Source organism: Paenibacillus endophyticus (assembly GCF_014192395.1).
In the GTDB taxonomy this organism is placed as follows: domain Bacteria; phylum Bacillota; class Bacilli; order Paenibacillales; family Paenibacillaceae; genus Pristimantibacillus; species Pristimantibacillus endophyticus.
The window spans coordinates 80,802-97,095 of sequence record NZ_JACHXW010000022.1; the positions used below are offsets into that span (position 1 = coordinate 80,802).

A 16,294-nucleotide genomic window follows, 5' to 3' on the forward strand; every position below is an offset into this window, starting at 1 on the left:
ACGAGATGATGTTTAGAAAAAGGATCACTTTATCTGCGCTTGCACTGTCGATGCTTACTGCGTCGCTTGGCGGATTGCCGTTAAGCCAAAAGGGGCTTGCGGAGAAACTTGGAATTAGCCAAACGGCATATGCCGCTGAGACGGAATTGCCATCCAGCGTATTCCTGGATCGCATGAACAATTTGTATGCCGCGCTTGCGGCCGGCGATCCCACAGATATGCAAGAGGTCAGAAATTTCCGCGATGAGATTGCTGGACTTGATGAGGCGTCAAATGTGAATTTAATCGATCCCATATGGTCGAAAATCAGCGCAAAGCTGCCTGAGACGGTAGATCAAGCTGCATTAAAGGCCAGCTTATTCCGGATCATCAAGGCGGTCGGATCCTTCCGCTATGATCCAGCCGCTTCTGATTTGGAAGCTATCCGCACCAACCCTGAATTCCGTGCAACAATCAAGACGATTGCGGCAGCAGGCGGGGATGAGAACATTAGATTGGATGACTTCCTCGTCTTTCTATTTGGAGACGGCGCCAGCCGCAAAGGGGTCGAAGGCACAATCGGCAGCTTGCTGGCTAAGAAGACGCCTGTCGAGCTGATTCAGCTGCTTGGCAACAAGCAAGGGATAACGGCTGTTTTGCTCCAGGCAACCGAAGAGCTGCTCGGAGAAACCGGCCAGTACAAGTTCAGTGCGATTATGGAAAACCTCGGCATAACGCCGCAGGACGTGAGATCAACAGTGCTGCAGTTCCAGGTTAAGTTGAAGAAGGACGAGCCTGCAATTAGTGCAATGACCGTCGCTTATATCCGTTCGGCTGCGAAGACGGATGTGAAAATAACGGATGTGGGCCGTACGCATGCATATAGCTTGAACGTATTTGGCGTTTCCATCTACCCAGCTGTGCTGCAGTGGTCAAAGGCATCTGGCGATGCGAATGTGACCGTGAAGCCAACGGGCGTTGTGACGATTCCAGGGGACGCAGCAAGCGGAACGGCAGTGATTCAAGCGAAGCTAATCAATCCGTACGGAGGTGCGGCAAAGGTTGTATATGAGCAAGAAGTGACGCTGAAAGCAGCCGCAACGCAAGAAACCGAGTTCCCGGCGGCGGCTTTCCTAGCACGTATGAAAAAGGTGCAGGAAGCGCTTGCTGCAGGGGACCCAGCAGATATCCAAGCCATTATTCAATTGCGCAACGAGCTTAGCCAGCTCACCTTTGCCAAGGATCAAGCGTTGATTGATCCGATCTGGAATAAGCTGACGGCGAATCTGCCGGAAGATGCGGATCAGGCTGCATTGAAGGAAGGCTTATTCAACATATTCAAAGCCGTAATATCGATTCCTTACGATGGGCAGGCTGCCAGCCTGGAGAGCATTCGAAACAATCCTGAATTCCGGGCCACATTGAAGGAGCTAGGACAAGCAGGCGGTGAGCCAAGCTTTGTCGTGGATGATATCCTCGTCTTCTTCTTTGGTTCAGAAGAAGCAGGAAGCGGACTAGAAGGCGCGATTCGAAGCCACCTGGCGGGCTTGTCGCCATCAGGTCTGCTTCAGCTGCTTGGCGATAAGCAAGCATTACCCGCCTTGCTGCTTCAGAAGGCAGGGCTTCTCCTAAGCGATAAAGAAAACTACAAGGTGAGTTCCGCTTTAAGCGAGCTTGGTGTTACTGCGAAGGAGTTTAACGATACTTGGGTTAATTTCCAGCAGCAGCTTAAGAAGGATGAGCCGGCTCTTAACGCGTTGACGGTTGCCTTGCTGCGCTCAGAAGCGGTAGAGACCGCTAAAGTGAGCGATAACGGGCGGGAGCAGAAGCTCACATTGAAGGTATTCGGTGTTGATGTGCCGGCGCTTGCGCTTAGATGGAGCAAAGTATCCGGCAGTCAAAGCGTGAAGGTGGATGCGAATGGAACCATTACGCTGAACCGGGACGCAGAGAACGGAAAGGCGCTCGTTCGTGCTACCTTCATTAATCCATACGGCGGAGCAGCCAAGGTCGTATTCGAGAAGGAAATCACCTTAACAGCGAGAGCAGGCGATCACTTCCCAGCTGAGCAGTTCCTTGCCAGGATGAATAAGCTTCATGCGGCGCTGCTTGCAGGCGATCCGGCTGACGTGCAGGATGTTCGCAACCTGCGCGACGAGATGGCGAAGCTGGACTTTGCCAAGGACCAGGCGTTAATCGACCCGATTTGGAACCGAATCGCGTCTCAATTGCCTACTGAGATAGACAAGGCAGAGCTGAAGAAGAGCTTGTTCCAAATGATCAAAGCAGTGGGATCGATTCAATACGATCCTGAAGCAAAGCAGCTTGAAGCCATCCGTACGAATCCGGAATTCCGCGCAACACTGAAGACGATTGCCGCGGCAGGGGGCGTTGAGAACCTTACGATGGATGATTTCCTCGTCCTCATGTTCGGTGACGGCGATGAGCGTCTGGGCGTTGAAGGCACGATGCGCGCTATTATTTCAAAAATGAGTGCAAAAGATCTTGCTCAGCTACTCGGCAACAAAGAAAAGATCAATACGGTTCTTACAGAGGCAATGGGCAAGATTCTAGTGGCAAAGGACGATTATGCACTAAGCAAAGCGTTCTATAATCTGGGCGTTAGACCGGTGGATGTGTACGCAACCGTTCTGAAATTCCGAGTGAAGCTGAAGTACGAGGAAAAGGCGCTTAACGCATTGACGGTAGCTTATATTCGCTCTGAGGTTGTCTCCTCCGTCAAGATTACGGCAAACGGCACGCAGCATGACTACACGCTGAAGCTGATGGGCAAAGAGCTTCCAACTTCGATCTTGCGATGGAAAAAGGTTTCAGGCAGCAAAGATGTCACGGTCGACTCGCGAGGCAAAGTGACGATTCCGAAGAAGGTAGCGGAAGGCAAAGCGGTCATTCAAGCGACGCTGATCAACCCTTACGGCGGATCGGCCAAAATCGTATTCCAGCAGGAGGTAACGCTGGTTAACGACAAGGTCGTGCTTGATCCGAAGGAAGAGTTCAAGAAAATTGCCGCAGCGCTGGATGAGAAGCTGGATGCTGTCAAGAAAGAGCTGAAAGCAGCTAAGGATGACGAGCAGAAAGCCGAATTGATCGTCAAGGTTGTTCAAGCTCGCAATGAAGCCCTGAATGCTATCAATAAAGTTGAAACGACCAATGCGCTCAAGAACAAAGCGATCAATGAAACGAAGAGCAAGGTCAATAAGCTTCTAACAACGATTATCACAGAAATTATGCGTTCTTAAAAGGCAGCCAGTTCTCCTTCTCCTCTGAGAGGGGGGACTGGCTTCTTTTCAAAATATAGGAAAGTATATCATTTTGCCAACTTTCTCTATATTTCTACGCGAAACGTTAGTTTAGCCGCTAGCGGACGGCTTCAGCCGTTTACGCTTGTTCAAAACGGAAGGTGGTAGGAACTGGAATGAGCCAAGGAAACTCAAGAAAAAAAAGACGCCCGCGTTTCAGTAAACCAGACACCGTTAATGTGATACTGGGATCACTAGCAGTCATCTTGGTGCTGGCATGGGGTGGTCTGTATTGGGACAAAACGACAGACCGATCGTTTGTTGTTAATGCGAAGGGAGCGCCGCCAGTTATTATCGCAGAGCTGGATGGCACGATCATACCGTCGGAAGCGCCGCCTACAAAGAAGCCGGCTGCAGTAGTGAAGCCTGGTAAAACGGAACAAGCAGGCAAACCGAATGAACCGGTTGCTGAGCTCCCGGATTCAAGTGAGGCACCAGAAGAAACGCCTGTGACGGAGAGTGTGGATACAGAAAAACCAGTTGCAACGCCGCGTCCGGTTAAGACGCCAAAGCCTGCAAAGCCTACAAGCACTGAAAAGCCGGATAAAGGAACGGTTACGAAGCCGGGCACGGTTAGTACGCCAAAGCCGGAGGAAGAGCCAGCAGTCGTGACAGAGCCGCCGGTAAACCCAGTAGTGAAATACGAGCAGCAGCTGGCACAGCTTCAAGCGAAATGCACCCAGGATATGGGCGGGATACTGGCAGGAGCTGAAGAGAGCGTTGCACAGCTTGATATGTCAGATCCATATGCTTTCCAGGAGCTGAATCAAAAGTGGATGGACGGGCTGTCGAATGCAGAGGCCGATTGTAATGCAAAGTTCCAAGGCATGATTGCAAGTGCGGAAAAGGATGGGGTAGAGCAAGGTGATATCGAGGAATGGGAGCAAGCTTACAGCAGTCTGATGCTGCAGCTTCAAAGTGAATTTGAAGCGAAGCTGCTGCTGTTAATGGGAGGATAACTATTCATCCTTGGGTAGGGTACGGTCGCGGAGAACGCGTTCGAGCAAGCTGCGAATGAGCTCTAGATCGTCCCTCTCCAAAGGAACTCCATCCCAATGAAGCTGTTCATAATTCAAATATTCCTTTGCATTATGGTTAAGCTCGGCAGGCGGTTCCGGATAATCGGTCAATCCCAGTAGATAATCAGCGGACGTGCGAAGCTTGCGCGAGATCGTCTGGATGGATTCGATGGTTGGCTGTCGATAGCCGGATTCATAGCCCGCATACGTGCTTTTGGCAACACCTAAATAATCGGCCAATTCCTGCATCGTCAATTTCCTCGTTTTACGCAGCTGCTTCAATCGCTTCGCGAACATCGTGATCCCCCCTCTCCAACGTCTCTATTCTATCAATCTAAATGTTGGGTAAACGCACACATAATTATAGCATGTTTACCATTTGCATGTACAAGTCTGAATGTTGATATCATATGAACGTTTGAAGCCTTTCTAGAGGCTTGAACGGTCTGTACGGTCTGTATGCTCGGGACACTTCGGGTTCTTTTTCTCGGTTTGTTTGCTTATCCTAAAATAGATGGACGTGCAGGCAAACGGTTTCCGCTTGCATGGTTTCATCCCGTTAGGAGGCTCACGGATGAAAGCAAGCATATCGGGGAAAGTCATGCTCATTTACGGCAGTATCGTCCTGCTCATTATCGCAATCACCTTCTGGCTATCCTATCAAGGCACGGTCGGCAGGCTGGAATCTGACCTTACGAAAACGAATCTAGCACTGCTTGGGCAAGTGGATCAGAAGATGGAAGCGGCTTTCCGGCAGACGGAAAAGGATCTGCTCGCGCTAATGGAGGAGCTTGAATTTGTTTATTTCATGCTGGACAGCTATGAAGACGATGCCCAGCGCTATAGCAACTACTACGGGCTTACGACCAAATTGAAGCATTTTATTAATACGAATCCGAATTTTTCTTCTATATTTATTTATTCTGCCGTGAATGGGGATATATTGACCGAGAAGGCTTATATGAACGATATCTCGCAAGGAGACAACTGGCTGGATGATTACATAGCGATGCCCGGCTATTCCAAATGGCTGACCACCCATCCCGTGTGGGATGGCACGGCAACGCAAAACGTTGTAACGCTTATTCGTTCCTATCCGACGCTCAGCCGCCCGGGTTACCGGAACGGCATAGCTGCTGTGAACATTAACGAGGATGTCATCTACAGCATGATTCAATCGGTGTATGACAATAACGCAAGCGGTCATTTGTTTATCTTCGACGCGGAAGGGAATGTCGTCAGCCACGATGACAAAACGATGCTGTACCAGAACCGAAAACAGCTGCCCTATATGAAAAGCATTTTGGAGGCTGAAGGAAGCGGCTCCTTGCGGATAAAGCAGGATGGCGTCCCGCAAACGGTATTCTACAGAACCTCCGCTTATACAGGCTGGAAGGTAGTCAGCATCCTGCCGGAATCACAGATCTATGAGCCGATTAGGCTTACCCGCAATTTGTTGTTCGCTTTAGCGGGCGGCATGATCATCGCTGCGCTAGGCGTGCTGTTCTATATCAACCGCTTGACTTTCAAGCCGCTTGATCGCCTTGTCGGGAGGCTTGCTGGAGCTTATCAGCCGGATGCCAAGAAGCAAGGCTTTGACACGGCGGGGGTTGCCTATTTGGAGTCTGTATTCGAGAGAATGCTGCTTGATCGGGAGCATCTGGAGAAGCATGTCAGAGATTCGAAGTCCGTATTGAAATGGCGATTGATCATGGACATGCTGGCTGGATATCGAACGGATTATCAGGCGCTTCAGCATCATCTGGAATTTACGGGCATCCGTCTCTACCCAGAGCGTTATCTTGTCTGTACGGCGGAGATCGGCAAGCCGGAGGGCGGCATTAGCCCGCGGGACGAGACGCTTTATACCTATGTATTCTGCAACGTAGCGGAGGAGCTCATGGGAAAGGAAAGCAGAGGCGCGGCAATCGACCTGGGCGGCGGACGAGCTGTACTGCTCTTCAGCTTTGCGGAAGGGGATGCGGAACAGAATCATTTGCGTGCGCTCGCCATGGTAGAGCTGCTGCTTGAAATCATTAAGAAGCAATTCGGTTTGGTCGTTACTGCTGGCGTAGGCAGGGGCGTTAGGGCGCTCAAGGACATTCAAAGCTCCTATAACGAGTCAAGGAAGGCGCTTCGGTATAAGCTGCTGTTCGGCCAGCATGCCGTCATCTCAATTGAGGATATTCAGCCTTCTAACAGCCAGCAATACTATCGCTTAAGCCGGAAAACAGCCCGAATTATGGACATGCTTAAGCTTGCTGATATAGCGAAGCTCGGGCTCGAGGTCCGCCAAGCATTTGAGCAGGCGGTGGAGCAGGGCCTAGCCCCGGATTTCATTCGCCAGTTTTCCTTTGATTTGATCGTCAATGCGCTTCAGACCGCTGACTCACTTGGCATTGGCCCGGAGGAGTCGATGGGGAATCTCGATAGCATCTATGAGAAAATCGAGCAGTCTGAGGATTGGAAGCACGCGGAGCAGCTCGTTCTCGCCGTACTGAGTGAGCTGGCAGGCAAGCTTACGAGCAAGCGCAGCCAGCGGGGAAAGAGTGGCACCATTGACCGAATGGTGGGCTACATTCAGAGCCATTATCATGAAAGCGACTTCTCGCTGGATCGGCTAGCCGAGCATTTCCAGCTAAGTCCTACCTACATAAGCAAGCAGTTCAAAGAGTACACGGAGCGGAATTTCATTGATTACCTCATCGAGGCTCGCATCGATGCATCCAAAGCCTTGCTTGCAAGCACCGACCTTAAGGTAAACGAGGTGTCCGAGGCGGTAGGGTATATGAATACGCGAAGCTTTCTGCGGACCTTCAAAAAATATACGGGAAAGACTCCGACCGAATACCGGGAGCTGTCATCGGGGGATCGCCCGTGAATGCTTACAGGGAGCAGGATTCTAGGCAAATGACAGCGGAAGAATGCACCTGTTCAAAAAAAGAGACACAGCTTTTCGCAGCAAAAGACACTAGGCACAGAACATGTCTATTTTCAACCTCCCTCCATGTCGTTTACGATCGAAGCGTAAACGGAGGATAAGGGGGGGGAGACGATCTGGATCCGGCTTAAACGGGATAGGCATTTGTACTTCATGCTCCTGCCGATTATCTTGTTTTATGTTCTCTTTAAATATGCTCCGATGGCGGGAGAAGTCATTGCGTTCAAGAATTATCGGTTTGCGGACGGGATCTGGGGAAGCGATTGGGTAGGCCTTAGGCATTTCCACATGCTGTTTGAAAGTGTGGATTTCTGGCGGGTGCTGCGCAATACGCTGTTGCTGAACGTATACAGCCTTGTCTTCGGATTTCCGGTGCCAATCCTGCTTGCTCTGCTGCTTAATGAGGTGCGCAAGGAATGGTATAAGAGAACGGTGCAGAACCTGCTGTATTTGCCGCATTTCATCTCTTGGGTCGTGCTTGGCGGTATCGTCATTGCCGTTTTATCGCCGAGCACAGGTGTGGTCAATCTGATTCTAAAGCAGGCTTTCGGCATAGAGCCTATTTATTTTATGGCTGACTCGGCATGGTGGCCAGTCGTTTACACGCTGTCCGGCATTTGGCGCGAGGCGGGGTGGGGCACTATTTTGTATTTGGCAGCGATGGCGTCTATTGACCCACTGCTGTATGAGGCAGCCAAAATCGACGGGGCGAGCAAATGGCGGCAGATCTGGCACATCACGCTGCCAGGCATACGCAGCACGATTGCCATATTATTGATTCTTCGCATGGGGCATATGATGGATGTCGGCTTGGAGCAGACCTTGGTGCTCCAGAACCAGTCGGTACTTGATGTCGCGGATGTAATCAGCACCTATGTGTATCGTGTCGGGCTGCAAAATATGAACTACAGCTATACGACTGCGCTTGGGCTGTTCCAATCGTTGATCGGCTTCCTGCTCGTTGTCTCTGTCAATCAACTCATTCGCAGATTCGGCGAGAGGGGGCTGTGGTGACGATGAAAAGGACATCGCGTGCATATGGGATCGCCGAAGGAATGGGGAGAGGGTTTCTTTACATGTTTTTAGGCCTCTCCTCGCTGCTCGCTCTTTTTCCGCTTTGGTATGAGCTCGCAGCCTCTTTTAGCAGCAGCAGAGCGATAACGGCAGGCGAGGTGCTGCTGTGGCCGGTCGAATTCAATCTACATGCTTATAATCGCTTGTTTGAAGACGGGCAGATTTTGGTTGCCATGCGCAATACGGTTGTAATCACGCTTATTGGCACATCGCTAAATATGCTCATGACGATTCTTGCGGCTTATCCGCTCTCCAAGCGCAGACTGATGGGACGCAGCGGACTGCTTCTGTTCATCACGTTCACGATGCTGTTCGTATCCGGAATCATACCTAGCTTTATTCTTGTGAAGTCACTCGGTTTGATGGACACGTATTGGTCACTGTGGCTTCCCGCCTTAGTCAGCACCTATAACCTATTTGTGATGAAAACTTTCATGGAGGGCTTGCCGGAGGAGATCGAGGAGTCGGCAGCAATGGACGGTGCCGGCGACTGGCGGATTCTGACGCAGGTTATGCTGCCGCTGTGCAAGCCGATTATCGCGTCGCTTTCGTTGTTCTATGCGGTTGGCTGGTGGAATTCCTATTTTCAGGTCCTGCTGTACATTACCAAAAGCTCGCATCAATCGCTGATGGTGAAGCTGTATCAGATGATCAACCAGGTAGATGCCAGCCTGCTTAACCATGCAGGAGGCAGCGAAGGAGCAGAGCAGATTTTGTTGACGCCGGAAGGGATCAAAGCGGCGGCAATCATCATAGCCGTTACGCCGATTCTGTGCGTATATCCGTTCCTGCAGAAGCATTTCGTCAAAGGCGTTTTAATCGGATCGGTGAAAGGCTGAAAGCTAAAGGCTAAAAGCTAAAAGCTAAAGGCTAAAAGCTAAAAGCTAAAAGCTAAAAGCTAAAGGTTAAAGGGGATGAGCACGGGATGAGAAAAAAGAAGATCGGCACAACGGTAATCGCCATTAGCTTGCTGCTTGCATTGCTCGCTGGCTGTACGGGCAGCTCGGAGCCAGCGGAGCCGGCAAGCACGCCGAAGGCTGGAGAGGATACCGCAGCCGAGGCTAAAAAAGAAATTAGCGTGTCCATACTGGACCGGGGCGAAGTAGCGGCGGAGGAAGGCAGCTACGAGAATAACCGCTGGACCAGGTGGATAAACGACAACGCGCCAGCCAAGGTCAACTGGATTCCGGTGCCGCGCACGCAAGTCCAGCAGAAGCTGAACACGCTGATCGCATCCGGGTCGGCGCCGGATCTCATCTGGGAATATGATCGGAGCTACATTAGCCAGCTGGCGGCGCAGGGCGCCATTCAGCCCGTAGACGGCTATATTGAGAAATACAGCACGACCTACAAAGCTTATTTGGAGAAGCACCCTGAGCTGAAGCCTTTCCTGACGATTAACGGGAAGATGTATGCGCTCGCCAGCGCGCGCGGGCAGGAAACGGTAGCCAATCACGGCATTATGATCCGTCAGGATTGGCTGGATAAGCTGGGCCTGAAGGCGCCTACGACTGTTGAGGAGCTGCTTGATGTTGCACGCAAGTTCAAGGAAGGAGACCCGGACGGCAATGGCAGCGCGGATACGGTACCGATTACGTTTAACTATAACGGTGTACAAATATTGAGAGCCTTCTTTTTCAACAATGAGAACCAATGGTATTTGGAGGACGGAAGGCTCTCATTTGGCCGCATATTGGATCGGTACACGGATTCGCTGGCTCTTCAGAAGCAGCTGTTCGACGAAGGCTTAATTGACAAGGAATATATTACAGACACTAATTTCCAGCGTTCGCTTCAGCTGTGGACGACTGGCAAATCAGGCATTTATCTAGGCTCATGGACGATGGGCGCGGAGTTCGTGGATCTGAAGAAAAATGTGCCGGATGCCAAGGTCGTTCCGCTAGAGCCAGTCGCTTCCTCCTATGGCCGGAACGGTCTTTATCAAGAAGTTCCTGCCAATATGTACATCGCTTTTAACGCGAGCATGAAAGAAGACAAAGCAAAGGCTGCGATCCAATTTCTGGACTGGATGCTGGAGGCGGGCTGGGAGCCGCTGCGGATCGGTGAGCCGGATGTCCACTATAAGCTAGTGGGTGAAGTGCCGCAGAAGACGGATGCCGACCTATTCCGGAAGGAAGTTTTCTATGCAAGAGAGTATGCCATTCTGAACGAATGGGATCCGAAGCCGGAATGGTTCTCGTTGATGGCGGCTCAGGATCCGATTTCCCAGGAGCAGGCGAAGCTCAAGGCAGATGGGCTTGTGACGGCCATGAAAAACAACTATCGGAGGGATATCGCCTATAATCCGGATTTGCCCGAGGTAAGCCAGCTGATTGCAACCTTTGCACCGATCGCCCAGCAGATTGAAGCCAAAATCGTAACGGGCGGGGGCGCTTTGTCCCCGCAGGAGGGCATGGCGGATATGAGAAAAGAATGGAAGCGGCTGGGCGGAGAGAATGTGGAGATGCTTGTGCAGGAATGGTATGAAAGCAACAAACAAAACTTGAAGTAGAGGGGGAGGCTCTTCCCGCAAGCGTAAAGTGGTTAGGATTGCGGGAAGGGTTAGTCGCCGATCTGAATAGCAAAGGATGGATGGAAAATGATTGTGAGAAAAGCGATCTCATTATTCCTCGTCTTTGCATTAACCATGACGGCTTCCGGCGCGCTGGGCGGCCTTAGATCGACAGCTGGCGCGGAAGGAGCATTAGTGGAGCTTCAGGCAGGAGATTATGAAGGCACGGATGAAGTATGGGATTTTCTGCTCGGAGCAGAGTTTCCAGGCGCGCAGGGCAGCTTCACTAGGGACGGCACGATTGCAAAAAGCGGCAGCTCATCGGCCAAGGTTACCGGTGATTTCAACGGCGGCGGCTCTTACGTTGCCTTGGAGCGGTATTTGACCAAGCGGATTATTCCTGCTGACGCAACCAGCTTGTCGTTCTGGGTGAAGACGGCTGATGCTGCATCCATCTATCTCGTATTGATGGACGGCTCCAATCAGAACCACTCGCAGAAGCTCACGCTGCAGCAGACGGCGGACTGGCAGCTGGTAACGGTGAACGCATTCAACACCGGAGCGGAATATTCCCACTGGGGCGGAGCCAATGACGGCTCATGGCATCCATCTCTTAAGAAAATGACACTGAAGGTTGCGAGGGCGGGTCTGCGTTCGGGATTAAAGAGCGGTGCCGTTTGGTTTGACGATGTACGTGTGAAGGCGGCGGCTCCGGAGCTTGCGATTGCGCAAACCCAAGTAGGCAATGTATTCTCAGGGGCAGATAAAGGGATCTTCGAGGTGCTGACGACTGGCGATACGATTGTCTGGGAAGCGTATGATGCATGGGGGGAACCAGCGGCATCCGGAAGTACGCCGGTGACAAGCGGCAAGCTGCGGCTTGAGGTACCGGTGCCTACGAATGGATATTACCGCTTGAAGCTTACTTCTTATGAAGATGGCGGAATACGGAAAACAATCGAAACGACCTTTGCCACGCTGCCTTCTTTTGACTTGACTGCTGTGGCACAATCTCCATTTGGCGTACAGACCCATTTCGCCCATAGCTGGAACCGCGAGATGATTCCTTTAGTTAAATATGCCGGTGCCAAAAGCGTAAGAGATGCGATGTTCTGGTCAGAGATCGAGCTGAAGAAAGGCGTATACAGCTATAATCCCAAATTCACGTTATACATGGAGGGGCTGCTGGAAAACAGCATCGATCCGCTCATGACATTCGCATTTTCCAACCAATATTACGATAACTTCCAAACGCCTTATTCCCCGGAGGCACATGCGGCATATGCGAATTATACGAAATCGCTGCTGAACCGCTTCGGCAGTCAGATTAAATGGGGAGAAATGTGGAATGAGTTCAATCTATCCAGCTTTGGCGGGAATGGTCCGGCAGCATCGCGTGCGGAAGTATACTATGAGCTGTTGAAAGCAGGCTACGAGGCGGCCAAGGAGGTACGCCCGGATTTGAACGTACTTGGCGGCGCAACCGCGGGCATTCCGAGCGAATGGCTGGAGGATTTATTTGAGCTTGGGGGACTTCAATATATGGACACTTTATCCGTCCACCCCTATCGGTATCCGGATAAGCCGGAAGGCTTGCTGGCGGAGGTCGCTTCGCTCAATCAGCTCGTGCGGGAGCATAATAACGGGCAGACGAAGCCCCTTTGGTTTTCTGAGATCGGATGGCCGACGCAGCTTGATCCACGAGGAGTCGATGAGAACACGCAAGCGGCCTATTTAATCCGAACCTATGTGCTCGGCATGGCCGCCGGCGTAGAAAAGATATTCTGGTACGATCTCATGGACGACGGAACGGACAAAAAATACAATGAGCATAATTTCGGCATTATTCACAATAGCGGAGACCCTCTTGGTGCCTATACGCCGAAGCCGGGTTATGTCGCCTTTGCAACTGCGGCAAGGCAGCTTACGGGAGCGACGCTTGCTAGTCAAGATATTGCAAACGATATGTACCGCTACACCTTTCTGAAGAACGGCCAGTCCATTCATGTTTTATGGTCAGGTTCCGATGAGGAAACCCATATTACTTTAAAAACACAGCAGCCGCTCACGGTAACGGACATGATGGGCCGATCTTCAACGTATACCCCGAAGGATGGCGAAGTGTACGTTACGGCATCGAAAGAGCCATTGTTCATCAAAGGGAAGATTACTAAGGTCATAAAGAGCAGCAAGTATCTGCTTGCAAGCGCGCCGTTCTTCACCGATGATGCGGTAAGCGTAACGATGTCCGTGTACAAAGCGTCTGCTGCAAAACCGCTTAGCGCTCGGATTCAGCTGCAAGGAGCCGTTCAGCAATTGCAGGTTGCAGCACCAGGCACCTATACGGTTGTTTTCCCAGGCATCGGAGAACCGGGAAGCTATACAGCTACAGCGGAGCTTGCCGTTGGAGGCAAAAAGATAGGCGCCTTGAAAAACACGGTTGTGATCCGGCAATCAGAAGATCTTAAAGCCAAGCATGTGTGGAAGGACGGCAGCAATTTCTTAAGGGTAAGCATCGATAATACGAAGCCGCTGGAACGCCGCTTGACGCAGATCGATTGGCAGGTTGGCGATGCCTCGCAAGTGCTCACCTATGATACGGTTCTGCCCGGACTCTCGCAGCATGTGCTGGATTTGCCGCTGCCTGCTTTGCCGGAGCGAACGATGACGCCGCATCAGCTTACCGCTTATTTGGATGACGGCACCGAGATGACCGTTGCAGGCACTCTTCAGCTTATCGCCGAGGCAGATATGAATCCGGTCGTGCACCGCACGCTGGAGGTTGACGGCTCGCTCGAAGACGTAGAGGACCTCGCTGGCATTAATCTTTTTGAGGAGGGACATTCCAGAGTCGTGCCCCATAACGGCATCGAGGACCTTAGCGGCATGTTGTGGTTGACGCATGACAGCGACAACCTATATCTCTCCGCGCGAATCCACGATGATGTATTCTCCCAGACAAAGTCTGGGGATGCAATGTGGAGCGGGGACAGCATGCAGTTCGCTGTTTCCTTAGGCACACCGGGCGAGGCGCCTGAGTGGTATGAATACGGGATGGCGTTAACGCCAAGCGGGCCTGAGCTGTATCGATGGATGGCGATGACCGGCGTGCTTGCGGGAACGACGGTGACTAATCGCGAGCTGGAAATAACCAGAGACGAGATCAGCAAGGACACCATCTATCAGCTAGCGCTCCCTTGGACGGAGCTCGCGCCGATTATGCCTAGCGACGGCATACTCAGCCTTTCATTGCTTATTAATGAAAATGACGGGAATGGGCGCAAGGGTTGGCTGGAATGGGGCGGAGGTATAGGCTCCAATAAGCGTTCAAGCCTATTCAAGCCTATGGTCATAACGGCAGAAGCACCGATGATAGAACCTACGGCATCTCCTGCGGAGCCGACGCCGACTGTGACGCCAATGCCAACAGAGGCGCCAAATCCAACCGCGACTGCATTGTCAACGGAGCAGCCGGCGCCAAGCCCGACATCACCTGGCACATAAACGCCTGATCAATCGGAGTAATCATGTCATGAATCCTTGCAGTCATCTGAGAACGTAAGACTGACACGCTGGCATGGATGCCAATCAAAAGGGACCGCTACTCGCTTTACGCGGAGTAGCGGTCCCTTTCATATCGTCATTAACTGTCAAGGAGCAACGACTTAAGCGGCACCATCTTGTCTTCAGGCACATAATATTTGAATTTGTTGTCGCTGATTTGTCCGAGCAATTGTCGGCGTATGGGGCTGGCGTCCTTTAGCAGGCTTTCATCGGCTTGATGATAGTCGATTGGCCGCATCCAGATCGGGCTGTAGCCGAGAAACAGCTGCCTTCTCGTAAATGACGATTGGTTCGCAGAGCCGGCATGCCATAGATTTTGGGCGAAAATAAACACATCCCCCGGTTTCCCGCACACTTGAACCTCTCCGTCGAGCTGCTGCTTCACATCCTTGTTGTTCGGGTTATAAGGCTTCTTATGGCTGCCGGGAATAACCTTGGTATTCCCGCGGTTTGGCTGAGACATATCGCTCAGAATGTAGCAAACCTTTATATAATAAGTGGCAGTCAGTCCAGCAATGGATGGAAACTTTGGATGAGGACCGTCTTGATGCCAATCGATGAAGCTGTGGGAGGCAGTCTGAACATCGTTCGGATTTGGCTGCCTTACCGTTAAGTGGGAAATATGAAGTTGAATATTATAACCGAGCAGATTAACGATTAAGGGAAGAATGGCCTCATGATCGATTAGCGAGGCAAGCTCGTCATGCCGGGCTATGCTGTTATAGATGTTATGGGCGAGCGACTCCGGCTCTTCCGCAATTATTTCATCAATGGCCGTATTCAAGCGGTTTACTTTTTCCTGCGGCAATACATTTGGTATAACCAAGTACCCCTGTTCATGGAACTGCTCCATTAGCTCCTTCAATTCAAGCGCTGCAATCGTCATTGTTCATTCCTCCTACTTGTAATTAATTTAATTATAGCTGACTCTTAATTTGCTTATAATGTATGTAACTCTCATCTTTCTTGTATATAATTTCATTCTGTGGAAGTGAAGGTGATGACAAGCATGCGCTTAAGCGAGCCGGAATTGCTCTACCATGTTTATGTAAAGGATGCCAAGCATTTTCAGAAGACGGAAGATACCTACGACCATTGGGCGCTATTTATCGTTGAGGAAGGCAGTTTTGATTATCGAATGGGAGGCTTGAGCGAGAGAGCAACAAAGGGAGATATGGTGTTGTGTCCGCCTGAGCTTACCTTTTATCGAAAGACGAACGGTTTGTCCTTTCATCTTGCGGGCTTTCGTTGGAAAACGGTGGGAGAGGGAGAAGCTGACGCAAGAACAGCGTCCGTCCCGCAAGGGATTCTGAGGCTGCTTAACCATAAAAGAATGCAGTCCACCCTTTCATTGCTTCGGGAGGCGCGATTCATAAACGCAGGTGCCGCGCACGAATACAAGAGCCATTTGCTCCGAGATTTGCTTTACGCTTATCAGGTCGAAAGCTTCAATTCGGAATCCGGCTTATTGCATAGCGAGAATCCGCTGCTGCAGCTCGCTATACATAAGCTTCGGCAGCAGGCCGATTCGGGGGCGGGGGGATCGCTCAAGTCGATTGCGAGAGAACTTGGGATCAGCCAGGTGCAGCTGACAAGATTGTTTAAAGGAGAATTCAAGCTCACGCCGAGTACTTATTCAACCAATCTTAGAATGGAAAAGGTGAAGCAGCTGCTCGCTCATACCTCGTTAACACTTGCGCAAATCGCTGAGCAATGCGGGTTTAACGATGAGCATCATTTAAGTAAAAGTTTTAAAAAATGGAACGGAATTAATCCTTCCGTCTATAGAAAAGCATACGCGGTGTGAATGCAGCTGCAGGTATGTAAAAGCTGCCTCGTAAAATCGTGCTTGAGGACGGATTAAGTGTTTTGCACGTAATTCAGC

The 16,294-nt window shown here is 51.1% G+C and carries 10 protein-coding genes; 8 read left to right on the plus strand and 2 right to left on the minus strand.

Annotated features, from left to right (window positions below):
* The first annotated feature begins 5 nt into the window (after positions 1 to 5).
* Both FHS16_RS31990 and FHS16_RS25985 read left to right on the plus strand, forming a co-directional pair.
* Positions 6 to 3,239, plus strand: a complete 3,234-nt coding sequence (locus FHS16_RS31990; protein WP_246431970.1) for a DUF1542 domain-containing protein — start codon at positions 6 to 8, stop codon at positions 3,237 to 3,239.
* Between the two features lie 176 nt (positions 3,240 to 3,415).
* Positions 3,416 to 4,258 carry a hypothetical protein gene (locus tag FHS16_RS25985; RefSeq protein ID WP_183569683.1) on the plus strand — a complete coding sequence of 281 codons (843 nt, stop codon included), beginning with the start codon at positions 3,416 to 3,418 and terminating at the stop codon, positions 4,256 to 4,258.
* Here the strand turns inward: FHS16_RS25985 and FHS16_RS25990 are convergent, their stop codons facing one another.
* Complete coding sequence (locus FHS16_RS25990; RefSeq protein ID WP_183569684.1) at positions 4,259 to 4,615, minus strand: helix-turn-helix domain-containing protein; 357 nt, start codon at positions 4,613 to 4,615, stop codon at positions 4,259 to 4,261.
* Positions 4,616 to 4,892: 277 nt separating this feature from the next.
* Between FHS16_RS25990 and FHS16_RS25995 the strand changes: the two genes are divergently transcribed.
* From FHS16_RS25995 to FHS16_RS26015, 5 genes are all read left to right on the plus strand, one after another.
* Positions 4,893 to 7,199, plus strand: a complete 2,307-nt coding sequence (locus FHS16_RS25995) for a helix-turn-helix domain-containing protein (RefSeq protein ID WP_183569686.1) — start codon at positions 4,893 to 4,895, stop codon at positions 7,197 to 7,199.
* A 213-nt stretch (positions 7,200 to 7,412) separates the two neighbouring features.
* Positions 7,413 to 8,273, plus strand: coding sequence for an ABC transporter permease (locus FHS16_RS26000; protein ID WP_183569748.1), 861 nt, complete (start codon positions 7,413 to 7,415; stop codon positions 8,271 to 8,273).
* 2 nt (positions 8,274 to 8,275) lie between these two features.
* Positions 8,276 to 9,172 (plus strand): carbohydrate ABC transporter permease, encoded by an 897-nt coding sequence (locus tag FHS16_RS26005; RefSeq protein ID WP_246431971.1) that lies wholly within the window; start codon positions 8,276 to 8,278, stop codon positions 9,170 to 9,172.
* A gap of 86 nt (positions 9,173 to 9,258) precedes the next feature.
* Positions 9,259 to 10,845 (plus strand): extracellular solute-binding protein, encoded by a 1,587-nt coding sequence (locus FHS16_RS26010; protein ID WP_183569688.1) that lies wholly within the window; start codon positions 9,259 to 9,261, stop codon positions 10,843 to 10,845.
* Between the two features lie 87 nt (positions 10,846 to 10,932).
* Positions 10,933 to 14,349, plus strand: coding sequence for a DOMON domain-containing protein (locus FHS16_RS26015; protein ID WP_183569690.1), 3,417 nt, complete (start codon positions 10,933 to 10,935; stop codon positions 14,347 to 14,349).
* 139 nt (positions 14,350 to 14,488) lie between these two features.
* Here the strand turns inward: FHS16_RS26015 and FHS16_RS26020 are convergent, their stop codons facing one another.
* A complete protein-coding gene (locus FHS16_RS26020; RefSeq protein WP_183569692.1) occupies positions 14,489 to 15,295 on the minus strand; it encodes a phytanoyl-CoA dioxygenase family protein in 807 nt (268 codons plus the stop codon).
* A gap of 114 nt (positions 15,296 to 15,409) precedes the next feature.
* On the opposite strand from FHS16_RS26020, the gene FHS16_RS26025 reads away from it, so the two are divergent.
* A complete protein-coding gene (locus FHS16_RS26025; protein WP_246431972.1) occupies positions 15,410 to 16,216 on the plus strand; it encodes a helix-turn-helix domain-containing protein in 807 nt (268 codons plus the stop codon).
* Positions 16,217 to 16,294 lie beyond the last annotated feature (78 nt).